Genomic DNA, 19,799 nt, shown 5'->3' with positions numbered 1-19,799 from the left:
GTCATCCCGTCAGCTCGTCGACGAAGCACCAGCGCCACGCCTCGCCCGGCTCGAACGAGCGCATCACCGGGTGCGCGGTCTCGTGGAAGTGCGCCGAGGCGTGCCGGCGAGGCGAGGAGTCGCAGCAGCCCACGTGGCCGCAGGTCAGGCACATGCGCAGGTGCACCCAGTCCTCCCCCAGCTCGAGGCACTCCCCGCAGCCGCGAGGCGTCAGCGGGTCGGGCACCCGGGTGGCCTCGCGCAGGTGGTCGCAGCCGCCGTTGGCGCCGGGCGTGGGGATCAGGTCGGTCTCGCGCTCGGCGGTGGTCTCGTCCTCGGCGGCGCGGTCGAGGATCGACTCCTCGACGTCGAGGGCATTCATGACCCGGGCCAGCACCGACTGGTCGACCCCGCCGGTGGCACGGATGCGCAGCAGCTCCTGCCGCTCGGCGTCGAGCATCGCCGCACGGGTGCGCGAGTATTGCGCCGTGGGGGTCTCACGACCACCCAGCCGCTCCCAGACGCTGTTGGCACGATCCAACGACCGCTCACGCAGCCTCTTGCGGACGTCGGCGGAGACCTCGCGGTCCTCGTGCTCGTCGAGGTACTTCAGGCCCGCGTCCGACACCGCCTGGTAGACGCTCGCCTCCTGCAGGTGGTCCTCGTGCCGGTCCGGCCCCGGCACTCCGAGCCGGCGCACCAACCACGGCAGCGTGAAGCCCTGGATCAGCAGGGTGCCGACGGTGACGACGAAGGCGATCAGCACCAGCACCTCGCGGTGCGGCGTGTCCAGCGGCAGCAGGAACACCGCGGCCAGCGTGACCACGCCGCGCATGCCGGCCCAGCCGATGACGACGGGCACCTGCCAGGGCGGCGCCGGATCGCCGTCGCGGATGAACGGCAGCAGGCGAGGCAGGTAGGTGGCCGGGATGACCCAGACCATGCGCAGCACCATGACCGCGACCAGCACCGCGGCGCACGTGGCGGCGATCAGGCCGGTCGACAGCTCGCTGTCACCGACGTCGATGAGGATCGAGCGGATCTGCATGCCGATCAGCAGGAAGACCGCGTTCTCCAGCACGTAGGAGATGGTGGTCCAGTTGGTGCGCTCGAACAGCCGCGACGAGCCGGACTGGATGAGCGGCGACTTGTGGCCCAGGATCAGCCCGGCCACCACCACCGACAGCACGCCCGAGGGATGGCCGTCGACGCCGGGTACGTGCACCTCCTCGGCCAGCAGGTACGCCAGGAACGGGGTGATCAGCGAGACCGCGACGTCGGCGGTCTCGTCCTCGACGAGCTTGCGGACCTTGACGATCACGACCGCGACCACCAGACCCACCAGGACACCGCCCACCGCGGACAGCACGAACGACGCCGCCACCTGCCACACCGACACGGTGCCAGCGATGGCCGCGATGGCGGTGCGCAGCGTCACGATGGCGGTGGCGTCGTTGACCAGGCTCTCGCCCTCGAGGATCGTGACCACGCGGCGCGGCATGCCGATGCGGCGGGCGATCGCCGTGGCGGCCACGGCGTCCGGCGGAGCCACCACGGCGCCGAGCGCGAACCCGACGGCCAGCGGCACGTCGAGCATCGCCCACACCAGCAGGCCCACACCGACCGTCGTGAAGATCACCAGGCCGACGCTGAGCAGCGCGATGGGTCGCTTGTTGCTGCGGAAGTCGATCAACGAGGTGCGGATGGCCGCCGAGTACAACAGGGGCGGCAGCAGCCCGATCAGCACCAGCTCGGGCGTCAGCTCGACGTCGGGCAGGAACGGCAGGTACGACACCACGATGCCGACCACGATGAGCACCAGGGGTGCCGACAGCGCGAACCGTCCGGCCAACGTGCTGAAGGCGACGGCGATCGCGGCGAGAGTGACGACCGTCAGGGCGATGTCCACCCGCTCATTGTCCCCCGACTGCGGTCAGAGCGTGGACAGGGCCGCGTCGAGGCGTCGCGCCCGCAGGGTCATCGAGTCGTCGCGGGTCAGGGTGCCGATCTTGTGCAGCGCCTCGGCCAGCGGGGCACTCCCGCAGTGGCGCGCCGCACGGTCGTCGGCGATCAGCTCGATCAGCAGGCTCATCGCCTCGCGCATCCGCATGGGGGTCCGACCCACCGGCACGCACGCCTCGTGCAGGTGCGCCAGCCGCATGAGCAGGTCGTGGTGCAGGTTCAGGTGGGCCAGCTCGTGCTGCACGACGGCCTCGAGCTCACGGGCGTCGAGGGCGGTGATCAGGCCGGAGGACACGATCACGCGGGCGTCGGGGCCGGTGAGGCTCACCGCGAAGGTGGCGTCGTGCCGCACCACGTGCACCGTCTGCCCGTCGACGGCCGTGGAGTGACCTGCGCAGGCGTCGACGACCGACCGGGCCTGCACGCACCGGCCGCGATGGGCGTGCACCTCTGCAGCCGCCCGTCCGACGGCCATCGCGGCGCACCCGGAGACCAGGGCCACCACGACCCACGCGCTCAGGTACAGGGCGACCGACCCGGCGCCGGTCACCCCGTGCGGCTCGTCGATCCCGTCCGCGATCCACAGGCTGACCCCGGTGGTGGCGGTGGCGACACCGGTGGCGAGCGCGAACAGCCAGCCGCCGATGGCCAGGCGCGGCCTGCGCACGGACCACGGCCGACCGGCCAGCAGGAGCGGCGTCAGCAGCAGCGACGCGCTGGCGTAGCCGAGCAGGCCGACGATCCAGAGCGTCATCAGTCGGTGGAACGCCGGTCGAGCGCGCGGCGCAGCAGGTCGGCGTCGGCGTCGCTGAGCGAGCCCGAGAATCGGGTGAGCGCACCCCCACGGTCACCCGAGCCGAGCAGCGCCTCGAGCATCTGGCCGGCAGCCGCCTGGGAGTCCTCGAGCACCGCCGAGAACAGGTACTCCTGGCCGGGGCGGTGCGCGCGGTCGACCTCGCCGGCCACGCGCAACCGGTCGAGAACGGTCAGGACCGTGGTCAGGGCCGGCGTGGGGCCACCGGCGTTGCCGACGGCCGCAGCCACCTGTCGGGCGGTGAGCGCGTCGGGCGAGTCACGCAGGATGCGGACGATCTCTCGCTTGAGCGCACCGGGCTCGCGTCGGGTGGGACCCTTCATGCACCGAGTGTACCCTCTACAGGATGTCGAATCGCTCGGGCACCACCCTCTCGTCAGCCGTCGTCACGGCTGACGGCCCGGGCATCTCCGATCGCGGGACTCGCGTCCTCGACCTCAGCGTCAGCGGCATGACCTGTGCCGCCTGCGGCACGCGGGTGCGCCGCCGGCTGGAGGCCTCCGGCGCCACGGACGTCACGGTCGACGTGCTCGGAGGTCGGGCCCACGCGACGATTCCGGCCGATCTCGATCCGCGGCTTGCGATCGAGGCCGTCGAGCAGGCGGGCTACCGCGCGACGATCGCACCACCGGTGGTGGCGGGCGGGTCGTCGCGGCCGCACGACCCGGACCGTCTGGTGCTGCGGCTGGTCGTCGCAGCCGTCGTGTTCGTCCCGGTCCTCGACCTCAGCCTGGCCGGCGCCTTCGCGCCCGACCACCTGTTCGCCGGGTGGCGCCTCGTGCTGCTCGCCCTCTCGGCCGTGGTCGCCGGCTGGTGCGCATGGCCCTTCCATCGAGCGGCGCTGACCCTCCTGCGCCGCGGCGGGTCCTCGATGGACTCACTCGTCTCGCTCAGCGTGCTCGCCGCCGTCGTGCTGTCGACCTGGGCCCTGCTGGCACCCGGAGCCGCCACCGCGACGGGCTCGGGGCTCTCGGTGCTGCTGCACCCCCAAGGGCCGGTCTACCTCGACGTGGCGGTCGGCATCACGACGTTCACGCTGCTGGGCCGCATTCTGGACCACCGTGCGCGCTCGCGGGCCACGGCGTCGCTGGCCGAGGTCGCGGCGCTGGTTCCCACCTCGGCCCGACGGATGGACGCCGCCGGGCAGGTCACTTCGGTCTCGGTGAGCGATCTCGTCGTCGGGGACCGGGTCGTGGTGGGCCCGGGCGAGGCGGTCCCGGTCGACGGCGAGGTGCTCGACGGCAGCTCGACCGTCGACACCCAGGTCCTCAGCGGAGAGTCGGCACCCCGCCCAGCTGGAGTCGGCGACCCGGTCAGCTGCGGCACGATCAACCTCACCGGTCGCCTCGTGGTGCGCGCCGACCACGCTGGTGCCTCCACGGTGCTGGCCCAGCTGGTCGAGATGGTCGACCAGGCACGGTCCCGGCGCACACCGCTGCACCAGGCGGTCGAGCGCGTCATCTCGGTGTTCGTGCCGTCCGTGGTCGCCCTGGCGCTGCTCACCGCGGCCGGCTGGGCGGTGGCCGGCCAGTCCGCCCAGGCCTTGTCGGCGGGGCTCGCCGTGCTGGTGGTCGCCTGCCCCTGCGCCCTCGGCCTGGCGACACCGGCGGCCGTCGCCGTCGCGTCCGGTCGCGCCGCCCGGCTCGGGATCTTCGTGCGGGACCCTGCGGCGCTGGAGCTCGCCGCGCGCGTCGACACGGTGGTCGTGGACAAGACCGGCACGCTCACTCTCGGCCTGATGTCCGTCGTGGACCGTTGGACCTCGCCCGTCGACGACGACCGGCTGGCACTCGCCCTGCTGCGTGAGTCGCGTCATCCCGTGGCCCGGGCGATCGCCGGGTCGCTGCTGCCGGCGGCCGAGGCGGGACGGCCCCTGGTCGAGGACCTGCAGGAGACCGCCGGGGGCATGACCGCCACCGTGGACGGACGGCCGGTCCACGCCGGCTCCCCCGACCAGCTCGACGAGATCGGGATCGAGGTCGACGACTCCGTGCACACCTGGTGTGTCGACCAGCGAGCACGCGGCCGCACGGTCACCTGCGTGGCGGTCGACGGCCGTACCGTGTCCGGCTTCGCGCTGCTCGACCTGGAGAAGCCCAGTGCGTCCGCCGCCGTCGACCAGCTGCACCGGCTCGGCCACCGGGTGGTGGTGGCCAGCGGCGACCACGCCGCGGCCGTCGCCGAGATCTCCGAGCGGCTGCGCGTCGACGAGTGGCGAGCCGCCGCGTCACCCGCGGTCAAGGCCGACCTGGTCACCGACCTGCAGCGTCGCGGCCGGGGGGTGCTGGTGCTCGGCGACGGTGTCAACGACGCGCCCGCCCTGGCCACGGCCGACGTCGGCGTGGCGGTCACGCACGGCACCGACGCCGCGCGGCAGGCCGGGTCCGTGGTGCTGCTGCGCAACGATCTGCGCCTCGTGCCCACGCTGGTCGAGCTGTCGCGTGCCACCCGCCGCACGATCGCGCAGAACCTGGTGTGGGCGATCGGCTACAACCTGGCCGCCGTGCCACTGGCCGCCGCCGGGATCCTCAACCCGCTGCTCGCCAGCGCGGCGATGGCCGCGTCGTCGCTGATGGTGGTGCTGAACAGCCTGCGGCTGGCGCGTGCCGGCACGGCCCTCGAGCCCGGAGGTCCCGATGTCGACCACCGCTGAGACCCGATCGGACTCGTCCGGGCGCGAGATGCTGCTGACCGTCTCCGGCATGACCTGCTCGGCGTGCGCCCGCCGCGTCCAGAAGGCCCTCGACCGGGTCGACGGGGTGGCCGCCCACGTCAACTACGCCACCTCGCTCGCGACCGTCGCCGTCGACCACGCCATCGATCCCGAGCGCCTCGTCGATGTCGTCCGCTCGGCCGGCTACGACGCGCAACCGTGCGACCGGGCCTTCGAGGACGAGTCGGACGCCGAGCGCCACCGCACCACGGACCTGCGCCGTCGCCTCGTGGTGGCCCTGGTGCTGTGCGTGCCGGTGGGCGATCTGTCCATCGCGCTCACGGTGGCCCCCGACCTGCGGTTCCCCGGCTGGGACCTCCTCCTGACGGCGCTCGCCGCGCCGATCGCCACCTGGTGCGCCTGGCCGTTCCACCGCGCCGCCTATTTCGCCGCCCGGCACCGCGCCGCCACGATGGACACCTTGGTGTCGTTGGGCGTGATCGCCGCCTCGATCCTGTCGATCTACTCGATGTACCTGACCGACGGACCCACGGCCCGCGGGTGGGCCGAGCTGTGGAACCCGTGGGGGGCGATCTATCTGGACGTCGTGGGCGGCGTGACGGCGTTCGTGCTCGCCGGACGCCTGTTCGAGGCCCAGGCCAGGGTGCGGGCCGGCGACGCGCTCCGCACGCTCGCCGCGGTGCAGCCGGACGACGTGATCGTGCTGGTGGACGGCCGCGAACGGACCGTGCCGATCGACGACCTGCGCGTCGACGACGTCGTGGTGGTGCTGCCGGGCGACCGGGTGCCGGTCGACGGCGTCGTCGTGGCCGGGACGTCGGCCATCGACACCAGCGTGATGACCGGCGAGCCCACTCCCAGGTCATCTGGACCCGACGACGTCGTGTGGGCCGGGACGGTCAACCTCGAGGCCCGCCTCGAGGTGCGCTCCACCGGCGTCGGAGCGGCCACGCGGGTCGCGCGCCTCACCTCCCTGGTCACGCGTGCGCAGTCCAGCAAGGCCGCCACCCAGCGCCTGGTCGACCAGATCAGCTCGGTGTTCGTACCGGCGGTCATCGCGCTGTCGGTGCTGACGCTCGCCGGGTGGTGGATCGCCGACGGCACTTGGCGTGCCGCCATCAACCCCGCGCTCGCCGTGCTGGTCATCGCGTGCCCGTGCGCGCTCGGGCTGGCCACGCCGATGGCGATGCTGGTGTCGTCGGGCCGCGGCGCCCAGCTGGGCATCTTCATCCGCGACCACCAGGCGCTGGAGACGGCCCGCACGATCGACGTCGTGGTGCTCGACAAGACCGGCACCCTCACGGAGGGCAGGACGTCGGTGGCCGCGGTGTGGCTTCCCCCGGGCGCCGACGACGTCACCGCCCTGGCCCGCGCCGGTGCGCTCGCCAGGGGCTCGCGCCACCCGGTGTCCGCGGCGATCGCGGCACTGGTCGCGCGCACCGACGACGTGCCTGAGGTGCCCGCCACGATGATCCGCGAGACGGCCGGACGGGGCGTGCAGGGCCGCGTCGACGACCGGGAGCACCGACTCGGCTCGTCCGAGTGGGCCGTGGGGCCGGGCCGGGACCCTGGGTGGGCCCAGTGGGTCGAGGACCAGCAGCGCCTGGGTCGCACCGTCAGCGCGCTGGGCGTCGACGGTGTGACGGAGGCAGGATTCGCGGTCACCGACCGCATCAAGGTCAGCGCCGTGGCTGCCGTGCAGCAGCTGCGCGACATGGGCCTGCGCACCGTGATGCTGACCGGCGACGCCGAGGCGGCTGCCCGCGTGGTGGCCGACGAGCTCGGACTCGACGAGGTCGTCGCCCAGGTGATGCCCGAGGACAAGGCCGCCGTGATCGCCCGGCTCCGCGGCGAGGGGCACACCGTCGCCATGGTCGGCGACGGCGTCAACGACGCCCCGGCCCTCGCCTCGTCGGACCTCGCGCTGGCGATGCCGCGCGGCACGGACGCCGCGATCGGCGCCTCCGACGTGGTCCTGGTGCGCGACGACCTCACCCTCGTGCCGCGCAGCATCCGGCTCGCCGCGGCGACGCTGCGCACCATCCGCTGGAACCTGGTGTGGGCGTTCGGCTACAACGTGGTGGCCATCCCGCTAGCCGCCGCGGGTCGACTCAGTCCGCTCGTCGCCGGTGGCGCCATGGCGTTGTCCTCGCTGCTGGTCGTCACCAACAGCCTGCGCCTGCGACACGTCGACGAGGTCGGCGAGGCGTGACCCGGCCGCGGGCTCGGACCGAGCGGTCCGCAGCGCGCCTGCGGCCGTGAGCCCGTCGGTGTCGGCCTCGGGCCGCCCCCAGCGCACCGCGAGCATCAGCGCCGCCACGACCATCGACCCCTCGCCGAGCGCGAGTGCCCAGTAGGCGCCGTACCGCTGGTCCTGCATCAGGTCGGGTCGCCACGGGAGGTCCAGCGAGGAGTAGAAGTTGGCGCTCCAGTAGCCGTTGCCGAGCACGTGGTCGCTCAGGATCACCGCCACCGGGAACACCACGGCGATCGGGCCGGCCGCCAGCAGCATGCCCATCCGCACCACCTCCGGCATCGGCCGCGGCAGCGGGTCGGGGCCCACCACGGTCCACGCGAACAGGTAGCCGATGACGAACGACACGACGGCCACCAGCACGTGCGCCCAGTGGAACCGTGAGGCCGCGTCGAACAACGGCGTCAGGTACAGCACGAACGGCAACGCGGTGAACAGTCCCACGGCCACCACCGGGTGGGTGAGGATGCGGCCGGTGCGCGAGCCGAGGATCGACTCCACCACGTCGGCGGGCCGTGCTGCGACACCGGTGCGCTGAGCGGCCACGGCCAGGGTCAAGGGCGCACCCTGCACCAGCAGCAGCGGCGCGAAGCTCATGACCAGCTCGTGGCTGGCCATGTGGGCCGAGAACATGGCCGCCTCGTAGCGGGCCAGTCCCGAGCTGGACGCGACGAGCAGGCTCACACAGCCGGCCAGCCACCAGGCGGTCCGGCGACGCGGCCATCCCGGCACCCGGCGCGCCGTGGCCAGGTACCAGACGACCATCACCGCGACCAGGACGACGAACAGCACCTCGGGCCGCCAGTGCAGCAGGACCTGTCGCCAGCCGGGCGGCTCGGTCAGGTCGTAGCCGAGCTGGATCTGGTCGTCGCTGACCGGGCTGCGGAACGCGGCCGGGAAGAACTGGGTCAGGTCGGTCGACACCACCAGCGCCAGGACCAGCAGGAGAGCCTCGGTGACCGGCAGCCATCGGGCCGCGCGGTGGCGCAGTCGCGCGACCACGAGCCCGGCCAGCGCCACGGTGAGGACGACCTTCACCACCACGGCAGCCAGGTACGGCGACGTCGCGGCACCAGGGCCGGGCACCATCCAGCCGGCCAGCACCAGACCCGTGGCCGCGACGATCGCCGCGCACCAGCCGGTCAGCTCGGCGTAGCGGCGCAGCACGTCGGGGTGGTGCAGCCGCTTGGCCCGCACGACGACCATGAGCACCGCAGCACCCAGCCAGGTGGCGGCGACCGGCACGTGCACCAGCACGGCTGCGGTCGAGAGGTCGTGGCCGCGACCCGACGACGCGTGCCCGGTGGCCAGCGGTGCGCACAGCGCCACGAACGCCACCGCGACCAACCCGACCAGCGCCGCCCAGCGCACCACCACGCGGCCCGCGACCCAGACGGCGAGAGCGCACACGAACGAGACCAGCCAGGCGCGCGGCTCGGGCTGGTTGATGACCAGGGTCCACCACTGTCCCGGCCCGGAGACCTGGTCCAACGACATGCCGGCCCCGCTGGAGGCGCTCAGGGACACCAGCACGAACGAGGCCAGCGCCCACCACCCGGCGGCGCGCACGGCGACGCGCCCCAGCACCACGGCGGCGGCCTCCAGGTCTCCGGCATGCGGGGCGGGGGCGGGACGCGTCATCACCGCGGCCAGGGCCAGGGCACCCAGGGTGATCGCGCCGGCCGCCATCGCGACGTAGCGGGCCACCGGTGACGACCACCGCGTGAACCGCCCCGCGTCGCCGACCAGGTCGACCAGCCCGGAGTCGCCGGCGACCAGCACGACGAGCAGCGCCAGCACGGCCCCGCCCACCAGCGCCGCGCGGACCAGGGTGCGCGACCGCTCGACGGTCACGGTCGTTCCTGCAGCCGTTGCAGCATCGCGTTGTACGCGGCCAGCGCGGCGTCGTCGTCGTCCATCTGCGCGGTGGCGGACGTGTCGACACCGTGGCGTCGCATGGTGTCCTCGAAGGTCGACCGCCGCACGCCCTCCAGGAAGGCACCCGCCCCGGCGCCCTCACCGTCGCGGGCGCGGATCAGCGCGATGACCACCAGCAGGGCGAACAGCACCATGATCGAGTCGCCGAAGACCCACATGATGCCGCCGGCAGCCTGCTGGTCGGCGAGCGGCGCAGGCCCCCAGCCCACGCGGTGCTCTCCGACGGCCGGCGCCAGGACCGTCTCGCTCTGCAGCAGGACGATGCCGACCACCGCGTCGGGCATCATCGCGATGAACAGCACCGCCAGCCGGACCAGCAGGTGGGGCGCGCGCGGGAGGTCGTCGCCGAGCAGCGGCCAGAACATCCACGTGCCGGCCACGACGTACAACGTCTGCTCGGCCACGTGGACGGCCGGATCGGTGGTGGAGACGTCCAGGAACGACGTGAGGTGGGTCGAGAAGATGACGACGGTGTAGACCACGAACCCCACCAGCGGATGCAGCACCACGGACGCCGCGCGCGAGCGGTGCCAGGTGAAGCCCGGCACGGCCGCGGTCAGGACTGCCAGGGGACGGCCCAGCACCAGCAGCGCAGGCACCACCATGATCAGCGCGAGGTGCTGGATCATGTGCATCCACAGCAGCGCCGTCGCGTAGCGATCGATGCCGGACTGCACGACCACCCACAGCACCAGCACCGCCGCGACCCAGCTGACCAGCCAGCGGCGCGGCACCGACGTAGCGTCGCGCCCCCGGGCTCGGCGCCACGCCACCGCGTAGACGACCAGCGCGAGGACACCGGCGGCGATCCACCACCACGACGGGTGCCACGAGGTGATCACGCGTGACCACGAGAGCGGCGATGACTCCACGATCCTCCGTCCCGGCGTTCCGTGCCGACATCTGCACCGTTGATCTTCTACATCTTGTAGAGTGTGCGACACGATGTAGAACGTCAGCCTAACCCGCCGCGCGGAAGGAACACCCCCGGTGTCGATGGATCACTCAGATGGCCCCCTGGCCATCGCCCTCACGGTCGCCTTCGTCGCGTGCGGCGCCTACCACCTCGTGCGGTTGGTCGGCGGCCCCGGATCTCGAGACCGAGTGGGATCGGGAGCCCACGTGCTCATGTGCGCGGCGATGGCGGCGATGCCGTGGGCCTGGTACCTCGACGTGCCGGTCGCACCCCAGATCGCGGTCTTCGGGGCCGCCACCGTCTGGTACCTCGCGCTCGCCACCCGCTCCGAACCTCCGACCGGACTCACGCACCACCACCGTGGCCGGATCGCGCTCGGCTACCACGCCGTGATGATGCTGGCGATGGTCTGGATGGCGATCGCCATGAGCGGTGGGTCCATGAGCGGTGGGTCCATGAGCGGCAGCGACATGAGCATGCCGGGCATGGCGATGCGCGGGTCCACGTCGTGGGGCCTGACGCTGAGCTGGATCAGCGGCCTGGTGTTCGCCGCGGCGGCGATCGCCTACGCCGTGACGATAGGCCGCGAGTCGCGCCGGGGACGGCCCCTGCAGTCCCTGGCCGTGGCGGACGACTCGGTGGGCGTGCTGATGGCCGCCGGGATGTCCGTGGCCTTCCTCGCCCTGATGGCCTGACGACCGGCCCTCATGGCCTGAGACGGTCAGGTGGGCTGACCGGCCGCCTTCATGTCGCGGCGCAGCTCGGGCGGCAGCGCGAAGATCAGGCTCTCGTCGGCCGTGCGCACGGCATCGGCGTCGGGGTGGCCGTGCTCGCTGAGGTAGCCCAGCACGTCCTGCACGAGGTCGTCGGGCACCGAGGCGCCGGACGTGACGCCGACCGTCTCGACGCCGTCGAGCCAGGCCTCGTCGATCTCGGAGATGTCGTCGATGCGGTACGACGCCTTGGCACCGGCCTCCAGCGCGACCTCGACGAGGCGCACGGAGTTCGACGAGTTGGCCGAGCCGACCACGATCACCAGGTCGGCGTCCTTGGCGATCTCCTTGACCGCGACCTGGCGATTCTGGGTGGCGTAGCAGATGTCGTCGCTGGGCGGATCCTCCAGCTGCGGGAACTTCTCGCGCAGGCGGCGCACCGTCTCCATGGTCTCGTCGACGCTCAGCGTGGTCTGCGACAACCACGACAGCCGGGCATCGGCGGGGAACTCCAGGTGCTCGACGTCGTCGGGGTGCTCGACCAGCGTGATGCTCTCGGGGGCCTCGCCCGCCGTGCCCTCGACCTCCTCGTGACCGGCGTGGCCGATCAGCAGGATGTGCTTGCCCTCGCGGGCGAAGCGCTTGGCCTCGTGGTGCACCTTCGTGACCAGCGGGCACGTGGCGTCGATGGTCTTGAGGCTGCGCTCGGCCGCCTCCGCGTGCACCATCGGCGAGACACCGTGGGCGCTGAAGACGACCGTGGCGCCCTCGGGCACCTCGTCGAGCTCCTCGACGAACACCGCTCCGCGGGCAGCCAGGTTCTGCACGACGTGCTTGTTGTGCACGATCTGCTTGCGCACGTAGACGGGGGCGCCGTACAGGTCGAGCGCCTTCTCCACGGTGATGACGGCGCGGTCGACCCCGGCGCAGTAGCCGCGGGGGTCGGCCAGCAGCACACTGCCACCGACGGCGGGCATGCCCAACGAGACCTCAGAAGCCATGCCGCCATCGTAACGGCCTCTAGGGTGAGCCCATGGCCCTGCAGACGTCGGCGGACTCCCCCGCCCCCCTGCGCCAGATCTCCACGCTGCTCGGCAGCTGGATCGATCGGCTCGGAGCGGTGTGGGTCGAGGCCGAGGTGGCACAGCTGACCCGCCGTCAGGGCGTGTGCTTCCTGACCCTGCGCGACCTGCGGGCCTCGATCTCCATCGACGCCACCTGCCACGTGAGCATCCTCGACGCCGCGCCCGCACCGGTGGTCGAGGGGGCGCGCGTGGTGGTGCAGGCGCGGCCGGCCTTCTACGCTCCCCGCGGCTCGCTGACGCTGGAGCTGCGCGAGATCCGCCTGCAGGGCGAGGGTGAGCTGCTGGCCCAGCTGGAGCGGCGCCGTCAGCTGTTGGCGGCCGAGGGCCTGTTCGCGTCACACCACAAGAAGCCGTTGCCGCTGCTGCCTCACGGCATCGGGCTGATCACCGGCAAGGACTCGGCCGCCGAGCGCGACGTCCTGGAGAACACCCGCCGACGCTGGCCCGACGTGCGGTTCGTGGTGCGGCACGCCCTGATGCAGGGCGAGAGCTCGGCGCGCGACGTCATCGACGCCCTGCGCTTCCTGGACGCCGACCCCACCGTCGACGTCATCGTCATCACCCGCGGCGGCGGTTCCATGGAGAACCTGCTCCCGTTCTCCGACGAGGGTCTGATCCGCGCGGTGTCCGCGGCGCGGACGCCCGTGGTCAGCGCCATCGGCCACGAGCCTGACGTCCCGATCCTCGATCTCGTGGCTGACCTGCGGGCGTCCACGCCCACGGACGCGGCCAAGCACCTGGTGCCGGCGGTCGCCGAGGAGCTGGCCGGGCTGGCCGCCATGCGCGAACGGGCGTTCCTCGCGGTGGCCGGTCGCATCGAGCACGAGGCGCATGCACTGGCGTCGATCCGGTCCCGCCCGGTGCTGGCGACGCCGACGTCGATGATCGACACGGCCACGGCGGTGCTGGCCGATCAGCGCGACCGGTCGCGCCGTTCGGTGCTCAACCGGCTGGACCGTGCGGCCGACGAGGTCGGCCATCACCTCGCCCGTGTGCGCGGACTGTCCCCGTTGGCCACGCTGGAGCGCGGCTACGCCGTGGCCCAGCTGCCGGACGGCACCGTCGTCACCCGCACCGACCAGGTCTCCCCCGACGACCAGCTGACCGTCCGCATCGTCGACGGCTCTCTCTCCGTCCGCACGCTCTCGATCGAGGATCTCGCCCATGACTGACGACCAGCTGTCCTACGAGCAGGCCCGCGACGAGCTGATCGCCGTCGTGCAGAAGCTCGAGACCGGCGGCACGACGCTCGAGGAGTCGCTCAAGCTCTGGGAGCGCGGCGAGGAGCTGGCCGCCGTCTGCCAGCGCTGGCTCGACGGCGCCCGCGCCCGCCTCGAGAAGGCCGCCCCCGACGAGGACTAGCCGGTCACCCCGCCCGGTCGCCAGTCCGGAGCGCCAGCGAGGGACGTGAGCGAAGCGAGGCGACCACACCCGACCGGCTCGCCCGAGCCACGACCGTCACCTCACGACAACGACGAGATGAACCGCTCCAGCTGCGCCTGCGACACGGTGCCGTTGACCAGCGTCGTGCGATCGCCTTCGCGCTGCACGTACGCGATCCGGTCGCCGGGGCCGGTGCGCACCGACCAGACCGTGCCGGCCACCTGGGCCGAGCCCGCGTCCTCGCTGCCTGCCGCCCACTTCTCGACGGCCTGGTCGACGGAGACCGGGGTCTGCTCGACGCCCACGTAGTCGTCGTCCGCGGTCAGCACGCCGAGGTGCCAGGTGCCTCCGGCGCGGTTCACACCGGGCTCGAAGCGCGCCGACGTGGCGCGCCAGCCGGGCGGCAACGTGTCGGGGGCCAACAAGTTCAGGTTGGTGGCGGCCTGGGCCTGCTTGAGCACCAGTTGGTAGTCGACCGTCGACACGGTCTGCTCGGGCGTCGACGTGAAGATCTTGCCGAATCCGAACAGCGCCAGGATGATCACGCCGATCACCAGCATCGAACGCAAGATGTCCCCGATGTCGGGATTTCCACGGGTGGAGGCCACGGCGCCAGCGTACGTCGTCGGTACAGTGGCGCCCGTGGACCACCTCCAGCCCGCAGCACAGGCGCCCGACCGCAACCTCGCCCTCGACCTGGTGCGCGTGACCGAGGCCGGGGCCATGGCCGCCGGGCGGTGGGTCGGACGCGGCGACAAGAACGGCGCCGACGGCGTGGCCGTCAACGCCATGCGCACCCTCATCAACACCGTGCAGATGAACGGTGTCGTCGTGATCGGCGAGGGCGAGAAGGACGAGGCGCCCATGCTGTTCAACGGCGAGCAGGTGGGCGACGGCACCGGGCCGGAGTGCGACGTCGCCGTCGACCCCATCGACGGCACCACCCTGACCGCCAAGAGCCTGCCCAACGCGGTCTCGGTCATGGCGGTGGCGCCCCGCGGCTCCATGTACGACCCGTCGGCGGTCTTCTACATGGAGAAGCTGATCGCCGGCCCGGAGGCAGCCGACGCCGTCGACATCCGCCTGCCGATCGCCGAGAACATCGCCCGCGTCGCCAAGGCCAAGGGCCGCACCAACAGTGACATCACGGTCTGCGTGCTCGACCGCCCCCGTCACGACCAGATGGTCGAGGAGATCCGCGCGGCCGGCGCCCGCATCAAGTTCATCATCGACGGTGACGTCGCCGGCGGCATCACGGCAGCCCGCCCCGACACCGGCGTGGACCTGCTGGTGGGCGTGGGCGGCACGCCCGAGGGCATCATCACCGCGTGCGCCATCAAGGCCATCGGCGGCGTCATCCAGGGTCGGTTGTGGCCCGTCGACGACGACGAGAAGCAGCGGGCCATCGACGCGGGCCACGACCTCGACCGAGTCCTGGGCACCGACGACCTCGTGGCCGCCGACGACTGCTTCTTCGTCGCCACCGGCATCACCGACGGCGAGCTCATGCAGGGCGTCCGCTACCGCAGCGGCACCGCCACCACCGAGTCGATCGTCATGCGCTCGCGCTCCGGCACCATCCGCAAGATCACCAGCGAGCACCAGCTCGCCAAGCTGCAGGCCTACTCCAGCGTCGACTACGAACACTGAGAGACCCTGTCCGGATGTTGCCCATCACGAGCCTGACGTGCTGGTGATGGCGTGCAAGACCTGCGGCGCGTAGAACCGGCGCCCGTATGCACTGCCGGGCCGCTGAACTAGCACACCCAGGTCCACCAACTGGTCGACCAACGTGTTTGCACGTCCGTAGGAGATCGACAGGGCGCGTTCCACTCCTCTGACCGTGAATGACGGGTTGGCGACCGCGTGATCGACCAGCATGAGCGCCGTGTCAGCCCGCAACCGCGAGGCCCTCACCACCTCTTTTAGGCTCTCTTGAACAGCAACGAGTGCGAGCATCTGACGATGAGTGAGGATCGCCGATTCCTTGAGTCCTCGGGCGAAGAACTCGACCCAACCGTCCCAGTCACCGACGGCGCTCACACCGAGCAACTTGTCGTAGTACTCAAATCGGCGCGCCTCGAACCAGGGAGAGACCGTCAAGGTGGGTTCGCTAATGGTCCCGACCGAGTAGAGGAAAGCCACCACAAGAAGCCGCCCCAGACGGCCATTTCCGTCCTCGAATGGGTGCAAGGTTTCGAACTGATAGTGCGACATCGCAGCTGCTACCACCGGGTCAATACGGTCGGCGCGATCTGCAGCCATCCAATCGAGGAGTGTCCCGAGGTCGGCTCGGAGCATGGCGCCTGGCGGGCTCGGTACGAAGCGGAGAAGCTTCGACGGGAAATGACTCGGGAAGCGCATCATCGCGACGCCCGATGACCACTTGCTTGCCTCGCACATCGCCGGCGCCATCGGTGTCCGATGGAGTTCCCGCCACGAGGCGTCCCTGCAGTTCACACATCATGGTGGCCGTGAGAGGTCTTCCTTCCCCAACCGCCGCGAAGGCTTGGTCAGCGATGCGCACGTAGTTGAGAATCTCGCGCAGGTTGATGTTGCCCGGGTCGTCCTCGTCGGCGACTAAGACCGCATCCAGCGGTTCGTACGTTCCCTCAAGCGCCGAGGTGCTCTGAGCCTCGCGCCGCAGAGCGGGCTGTCGCAAGAGCTGAGGGTTGGGCAACTGACGAGCGGTGCTGTCCAAAGCGGCCAGGGCCGCCCGCGCGTTCGCGATTTCGCGATAGGTCCCCGGTGACAAGTCAGGAGATTCTTCGGGGAGCGGGAACGGCACGAAAGCCATGTGGCTCCACGGTCCGCGAACGGGGTCGTTGCCGGTGATCTCTGTGAGATGGCCAGTTGTGTCGTTCACAAACATTTTCAAATCCACAATTTCACTCTACTCGCGTTGTGTGACATTTTTCGTGCCTTATCTCAGTGAATCGCACCATCACACACCATCACCAACTGAGGCTCGCATACATCGGCCGCGTGGGCCTTGCCTGCGCCGAACCCCAAGACCGGCAATCGAGGGCCTGCTTCATGCGCGCTGTCGAAGCTTTTGGAGGCGTTGTCCGAAGCGGACTGTAACGTTGGGGCACCTGCGCTGCGACTTGTATTTTGAGCTGCAACATCAGAGAAAAACCTTCCATATCTCTTGCATTGACACGCCACCCGATATATCGTTAGAACATCAGTTCGAACGTGATCGGGGGATCATGACGGCCGCTGCCATCGCCTTTCCGCACCCGCTGCTGCGCGGGGTGCAGGGGCTCGAGAGCGCGCTGGCCGGCATGTCCATCGACGGGTGGGACGGGCTCGAGGAGACCGAGCTGCAGCAAATCGCCGAGCGACTCATGCGAGTCGCCTCCCGCGTCGCCGCCCACCAGGCTGCGGTGGTGCGGGCGCTCGACGAGTCCGGGCTCGCGCAGCGGTCCGGGGCGTCGTCCACCGGCGCCCTGCTGGCTGCCTCCTTCGGCGGCGATCGCGCCGCGGGCGACCGCATGGCGCGCGCCGGAAGGAATCTGGCCGAGGCCGGCGTCGTCGCCCGGGCCCAGGCCGACGGCCGCCTCAGCGAGCGACAGGCGCAGACCATCGCCAAGGCCACCTCGACGCTCCCACCCGACACCACACCGGCCCAGCGCGAGCAGTGCCAACGCACCCTCGTCGACGACGCGCAGAGGCTCACCGCCAAGGACCTCGAGCGCCGCGCGCTCCGGGTCACCGACACCTTCCAGCCCAAGCCGGAGGTCGATGCCCACGAGAGCGAGCAGCTGCGCGACCGCGAGCAGCGCGCGTGGGCTCGGTCCGAGTTCTCCCTGTGGGACAACCGCGACGGCACCCACTCGGGCCGCTTCACCGTTCCCGAGGCACAGGCCGACATGCTCCGTGCTGCCGTCGAGGCCGTCGCCGCACCGCGCCGCGAGCACCTGTCCGATCACCGCACGCACCACGGCACCGCGCCGGATCGCATGGGCCGCGCCTTCGCCGAGCTGTGCGGCCACCTCACGGCCGAGAACATCACCGACGCCGCACCCGTGATGGTCGTCCACCTCGATCACGACACGCTCACCGGAGCAGCCACCGCCGGCACACTGTCCACCGGCACCCGGATGTCGGCCGACGAAGCCCGCCTCACCGCCTGCCGCGCCGACATCCTCCCCGCCGTCATGGGCGGCGCCTCCGTCCCGCTCGACCTCGGGCGCCAGCGGCGCCTCTTCACCAGGGCCCAGAAGGTCGCCATGGGCATCCGCGACCACGGATGCGCCTTCCCCGGCTGCGACCGACCGCCGCAATGGTGCGAGGCCCACCACTGGCGACAGCCGTGGGCCGGCGGGGGTCGCACGGACGTGGCCGACGGAGTGCTTCTCTGCTCGCACCACCACCGCACCGTCCACCACCAGGGCTGGAACGTCCGCGCAGGCGACGACGGGGTCATGGAGTTCCGCGCACCCGGCACCACCGTCTGGCGCCGCAACCACCGCTGGCGTCCGTGACGGCGCACCACCCGCTGCGCCGATAGAATCCTCCGCATGCCCGAGTCCGGTGAGAAGTTCGCGTCCCTGCCCTCCGGGATCGACATCTGCTACGAGACCTTCGGTGACCCCAAGGACCCGACCGTCCTGCTCGTCATGGGCCTCGGCGGCCCGATGGGGTGGTGGACCACCGACTTCTGCGAGTTGCTCGCCGCCCGTGGCCTGCACGTGATCCGCTACGACAACCGCGACACCGGACGATCCACCAAGCTGCGCCAGCACCGCGTCGGCAAGCTCGACATCCTCCGCGCGTTCGCCGGAATCGGATCCGACGCGCCCTACTCCATCGGCGACCTGGCCGGCGACGCCATCGGCCTGCTCGACGATCTCGGAGTGCCGATGTTCCACGTCGTCGGCGTCTCGATGGGCGGCATGATCGCCCAGACCCTCGCCATCGACGAGCCGGACCGGGTGCTGTCGATGACGTCGATCATGTCCACCACCGGCAAGCGGACCGTCGGACTGCTCAACCCCAAGGTCATCCCGGCCATGCTCGGCTCGGCCGGCCACACCCGCGACGCCTACATCGCCCGCACGCTCAGGACCATGCGCACCATCGGCTCTCCCGCCTTCCCCACCGAGCGCGACCGCGCCGTCGCACGCGCCACCGAGACCTACGACCGCGGCTGGATCGCCAGCGGCGTCGGCCGCCACATGCTGGCGGTGCTCACCCAGCCCGATCGCACCGACGACCTCCGCGGGCTCGACGTTCCCACCACCGTGATCCACGGACTCGAGGACCCGCTGGTCAACAAGTCCGGCGGCCGCGCCACCGCCGAGGCCGTCCCCGGAGCCGAGCTGCTCGAGATCGCCGGCATGGGACACGACATCCCGGTGCAGCTGTACCCGACGTTCGTCGAGGCCATCGCCGAGACCATCGACCGGGCCGTCACCAGCCCATGAGGCACAACCCCCGGCACGCCAGCGACGACACCGACCTCGTGCGCCGACTGGTGGCCGAGCACCCCTGGGCCACCATCATCAGCCACCACGACGGCGACCTGGTCGCCTCCCACTACCCGGTCCTGCTCGACGCGGACCACCCCTTCGCCCTGCTCACCCACGTGGGCCGCCCCGACGAGAAGCTGCACGGCTTCGGCGGTGGCGGCGAGGTGCTGGTCGTGCTCCAAGGGCATCACGGCTACGTCTCCCCCAGCTGGTACGCGCCCGGGTCCAGCCAGGCGCCCACCTGGAACTTCACCGCAGCCCACCTGCACGGCGTGCCGCAGGTGCTGGACGCGGACGAGAACCTGCGCGTGCTGACCCGGCTCGTCGAGCACTTCGAGACCCACGTCGACGACCCGATGTGGCTCGACCAGGAGTACGGCGCCACCGTGGCCCGCGGCACCGTCGGCCTGCGCATCCCGGTCGACCGGTTCACGCTCAAGGTCAAGATGAGCCAGGACAAGGACGCACGGTCGGTGCAGAGCGTCATCGACCACCTGCGCACCCCCGGCCCCTACGAGCACCCAGCGCTGGCCGACGACATGGAGCGAGCCCGCACCGAGGGCGTTGGCTACCGCACCTGAGGGCCCATTCACGCAGAAGTTCC

At 71.4% G+C, this 19,799-nt stretch carries 18 protein-coding genes; 9 read left to right on the top strand and 9 right to left on the bottom strand.

The window, feature by feature from the left end; translation table 11 throughout:
• Position 1: 1 nt before the first annotated feature.
• The 3 genes from AC0L5F_RS14515 to AC0L5F_RS14505 are packed head-to-tail and all read right to left on the bottom strand — an operon-like array spanning position 2 to position 3,078.
• Positions 2–1,888, bottom strand: a complete 1,887-nt coding sequence (locus AC0L5F_RS14515; RefSeq protein WP_473314126.1) for a Na+/H+ antiporter — start codon at positions 1,886–1,888, stop codon at positions 2–4.
• Between the two features lie 24 nt (positions 1,889–1,912).
• A complete protein-coding gene (locus tag AC0L5F_RS14510) occupies positions 1,913–2,695 on the bottom strand; it encodes a M56 family metallopeptidase (protein ID WP_473314124.1) in 783 nt (260 codons plus the stop codon).
• Positions 2,695–3,078 (bottom strand): BlaI/MecI/CopY family transcriptional regulator, encoded by a 384-nt coding sequence (locus AC0L5F_RS14505; RefSeq protein ID WP_473314123.1) that lies wholly within the window; start codon positions 3,076–3,078, stop codon positions 2,695–2,697. Before AC0L5F_RS14505 ends, AC0L5F_RS14510 begins: the two co-directional genes overlap by 1 nt.
• 23 nt (positions 3,079–3,101) lie before the next feature.
• Here AC0L5F_RS14505 and AC0L5F_RS14500 point away from each other — a divergent pair, with 23 nt between their 5' ends.
• Together AC0L5F_RS14500 and AC0L5F_RS14495 are read left to right on the top strand one after the other, a co-directional pair.
• Positions 3,102–5,408 (top strand): heavy metal translocating P-type ATPase, encoded by a 2,307-nt coding sequence (locus AC0L5F_RS14500; protein ID WP_473314122.1) that lies wholly within the window; start codon positions 3,102–3,104, stop codon positions 5,406–5,408.
• Positions 5,392–7,641, top strand: coding sequence for a heavy metal translocating P-type ATPase (locus tag AC0L5F_RS14495; RefSeq protein ID WP_473314121.1), 2,250 nt, complete (start codon positions 5,392–5,394; stop codon positions 7,639–7,641). The genes AC0L5F_RS14500 and AC0L5F_RS14495 overlap by 17 nt, the downstream gene beginning before the upstream one ends.
• Here AC0L5F_RS14495 and AC0L5F_RS14490 read toward each other — a convergent pair.
• Positions 7,522–9,537, bottom strand: a complete 2,016-nt coding sequence (locus AC0L5F_RS14490; protein WP_473314120.1) for a cytochrome c oxidase assembly protein — start codon at positions 9,535–9,537, stop codon at positions 7,522–7,524. The genes AC0L5F_RS14495 and AC0L5F_RS14490 overlap by 120 nt on opposite strands.
• A complete protein-coding gene (locus AC0L5F_RS14485; protein ID WP_473314118.1) occupies positions 9,534–10,463 on the bottom strand; it encodes a cytochrome c oxidase assembly protein in 930 nt (309 codons plus the stop codon). The genes AC0L5F_RS14490 and AC0L5F_RS14485 overlap by 4 nt, the downstream gene beginning before the upstream one ends.
• A 154-nt stretch (positions 10,464–10,617) precedes the next feature.
• Between AC0L5F_RS14485 and AC0L5F_RS14480 the strand changes: the two genes are divergently transcribed.
• Positions 10,618–11,232: a DUF5134 domain-containing protein gene (locus tag AC0L5F_RS14480; protein WP_473314117.1), complete on the top strand. Its 615-nt coding sequence runs from the start codon at positions 10,618–10,620 to the stop codon at positions 11,230–11,232.
• Between the two features lie 26 nt (positions 11,233–11,258).
• Here AC0L5F_RS14480 and AC0L5F_RS14475 read toward each other — a convergent pair whose 3' ends face one another.
• Entirely contained in the window at positions 11,259–12,251 is a 993-nt protein-coding gene (locus AC0L5F_RS14475; protein ID WP_473314116.1) for a 4-hydroxy-3-methylbut-2-enyl diphosphate reductase, read from the bottom strand.
• 32 nt (positions 12,252–12,283) lie between these two features.
• On the opposite strand from AC0L5F_RS14475, the gene xseA reads away from it, so the two are divergent.
• Both xseA and AC0L5F_RS14465 read left to right on the top strand, forming a co-directional pair.
• The gene (gene xseA / locus AC0L5F_RS14470) at positions 12,284–13,507 is read left to right on the top strand and encodes an exodeoxyribonuclease VII large subunit (protein ID WP_473314115.1); all 1,224 of its coding nucleotides are present in this window, start codon (positions 12,284–12,286) and stop codon (positions 13,505–13,507) included.
• The gene (locus AC0L5F_RS14465) at positions 13,500–13,697 is read left to right on the top strand and encodes an exodeoxyribonuclease VII small subunit (protein WP_473314114.1); all 198 of its coding nucleotides are present in this window, start codon (positions 13,500–13,502) and stop codon (positions 13,695–13,697) included. The genes xseA and AC0L5F_RS14465 overlap by 8 nt, the downstream gene beginning before the upstream one ends.
• Before the next feature lie 101 nt (positions 13,698–13,798).
• Here AC0L5F_RS14465 and AC0L5F_RS14460 read toward each other — a convergent pair whose 3' ends face one another.
• Positions 13,799–14,326 (bottom strand): DUF4245 domain-containing protein, encoded by a 528-nt coding sequence (locus AC0L5F_RS14460; RefSeq protein ID WP_473314112.1) that lies wholly within the window; start codon positions 14,324–14,326, stop codon positions 13,799–13,801.
• 34 nt (positions 14,327–14,360) lie between these two features.
• Here AC0L5F_RS14460 and glpX point away from each other — a divergent pair, with 34 nt between their 5' ends.
• Positions 14,361–15,368, top strand: coding sequence for a class II fructose-bisphosphatase (gene glpX / locus AC0L5F_RS14455; protein ID WP_473314110.1), 1,008 nt, complete (start codon positions 14,361–14,363; stop codon positions 15,366–15,368).
• Between the two features lie 24 nt (positions 15,369–15,392).
• Here glpX and AC0L5F_RS14450 read toward each other — a convergent pair whose 3' ends face one another.
• Positions 15,393–16,019: a Fic family protein gene (locus tag AC0L5F_RS14450; RefSeq protein WP_473314109.1), complete on the bottom strand. Its 627-nt coding sequence runs from the start codon at positions 16,017–16,019 to the stop codon at positions 15,393–15,395.
• Entirely contained in the window at positions 15,955–16,602 is a 648-nt protein-coding gene (locus AC0L5F_RS14445) for a Fic/DOC family N-terminal domain-containing protein (protein WP_473314107.1), read from the bottom strand. Before AC0L5F_RS14445 ends, AC0L5F_RS14450 begins: the two co-directional genes overlap by 65 nt.
• A 328-nt stretch (positions 16,603–16,930) precedes the next feature.
• Between AC0L5F_RS14445 and AC0L5F_RS14440 the strand changes: the two genes are divergently transcribed.
• From AC0L5F_RS14440 to AC0L5F_RS14430, 3 genes are read left to right on the top strand one after another with little or no spacing between them, the layout of a single operon-like run.
• Complete coding sequence (locus AC0L5F_RS14440; RefSeq protein ID WP_473314106.1) at positions 16,931–18,208, top strand: HNH endonuclease signature motif containing protein; 1,278 nt, start codon at positions 16,931–16,933, stop codon at positions 18,206–18,208.
• Between the two features lie 36 nt (positions 18,209–18,244).
• A complete protein-coding gene (locus tag AC0L5F_RS14435; protein WP_473314105.1) occupies positions 18,245–19,150 on the top strand; it encodes an alpha/beta fold hydrolase in 906 nt (301 codons plus the stop codon).
• Complete coding sequence (locus tag AC0L5F_RS14430) at positions 19,147–19,776, top strand: FMN-binding negative transcriptional regulator (protein WP_473314104.1); 630 nt, start codon at positions 19,147–19,149, stop codon at positions 19,774–19,776. Before AC0L5F_RS14435 ends, AC0L5F_RS14430 begins: the two co-directional genes overlap by 4 nt.
• Positions 19,777–19,799: the final 23 nt, after the last annotated feature.

It is taken from the genome of Aeromicrobium sp. 10G20-16, assembly GCF_055809665.1.
The sequence above is the reverse complement of the archived record's forward strand: the minus strand, read 5'-3'. Positions and strand labels throughout refer to the sequence as shown.

Bases quoted from the DNA above. Each gene is read 5' to 3' on its own strand.
- AC0L5F_RS14510 (WP_473314124.1), bottom strand. From the start codon at position 2,695: ATGACGCTCTGGATCGTCGGCCTGCTCGGCTACGCCAGCGCGTCGCTG.
- AC0L5F_RS14505 (WP_473314123.1), bottom strand. From the start codon at position 3,078: ATGAAGGGTCCCACCCGACGCGAGCCCGGTGCGCTCAAGCGAGAGATC.
- AC0L5F_RS14500 (WP_473314122.1), top strand. From the start codon at position 3,102: ATGTCGAATCGCTCGGGCACCACCCTCTCGTCAGCCGTCGTCACGGCT.
- AC0L5F_RS14495 (WP_473314121.1), top strand. From the start codon at position 5,392: ATGTCGACCACCGCTGAGACCCGATCGGACTCGTCCGGGCGCGAGATG.
- AC0L5F_RS14480 (WP_473314117.1), top strand. From the start codon at position 10,618: ATGGATCACTCAGATGGCCCCCTGGCCATCGCCCTCACGGTCGCCTTC.
- AC0L5F_RS14475 (WP_473314116.1), bottom strand. From the start codon at position 12,251: ATGGCTTCTGAGGTCTCGTTGGGCATGCCCGCCGTCGGTGGCAGTGTG.
- xseA (WP_473314115.1), top strand. From the start codon at position 12,284: ATGGCCCTGCAGACGTCGGCGGACTCCCCCGCCCCCCTGCGCCAGATC.
- AC0L5F_RS14465 (WP_473314114.1), top strand. From the start codon at position 13,500: ATGACTGACGACCAGCTGTCCTACGAGCAGGCCCGCGACGAGCTGATC.
- AC0L5F_RS14450 (WP_473314109.1), bottom strand. From the start codon at position 16,019: ATGCTCCGAGCCGACCTCGGGACACTCCTCGATTGGATGGCTGCAGAT.
- AC0L5F_RS14440 (WP_473314106.1), top strand. From the start codon at position 16,931: ATGACGGCCGCTGCCATCGCCTTTCCGCACCCGCTGCTGCGCGGGGTG.
- AC0L5F_RS14435 (WP_473314105.1), top strand. From the start codon at position 18,245: ATGCCCGAGTCCGGTGAGAAGTTCGCGTCCCTGCCCTCCGGGATCGAC.
- AC0L5F_RS14430 (WP_473314104.1), top strand. From the start codon at position 19,147: ATGAGGCACAACCCCCGGCACGCCAGCGACGACACCGACCTCGTGCGC.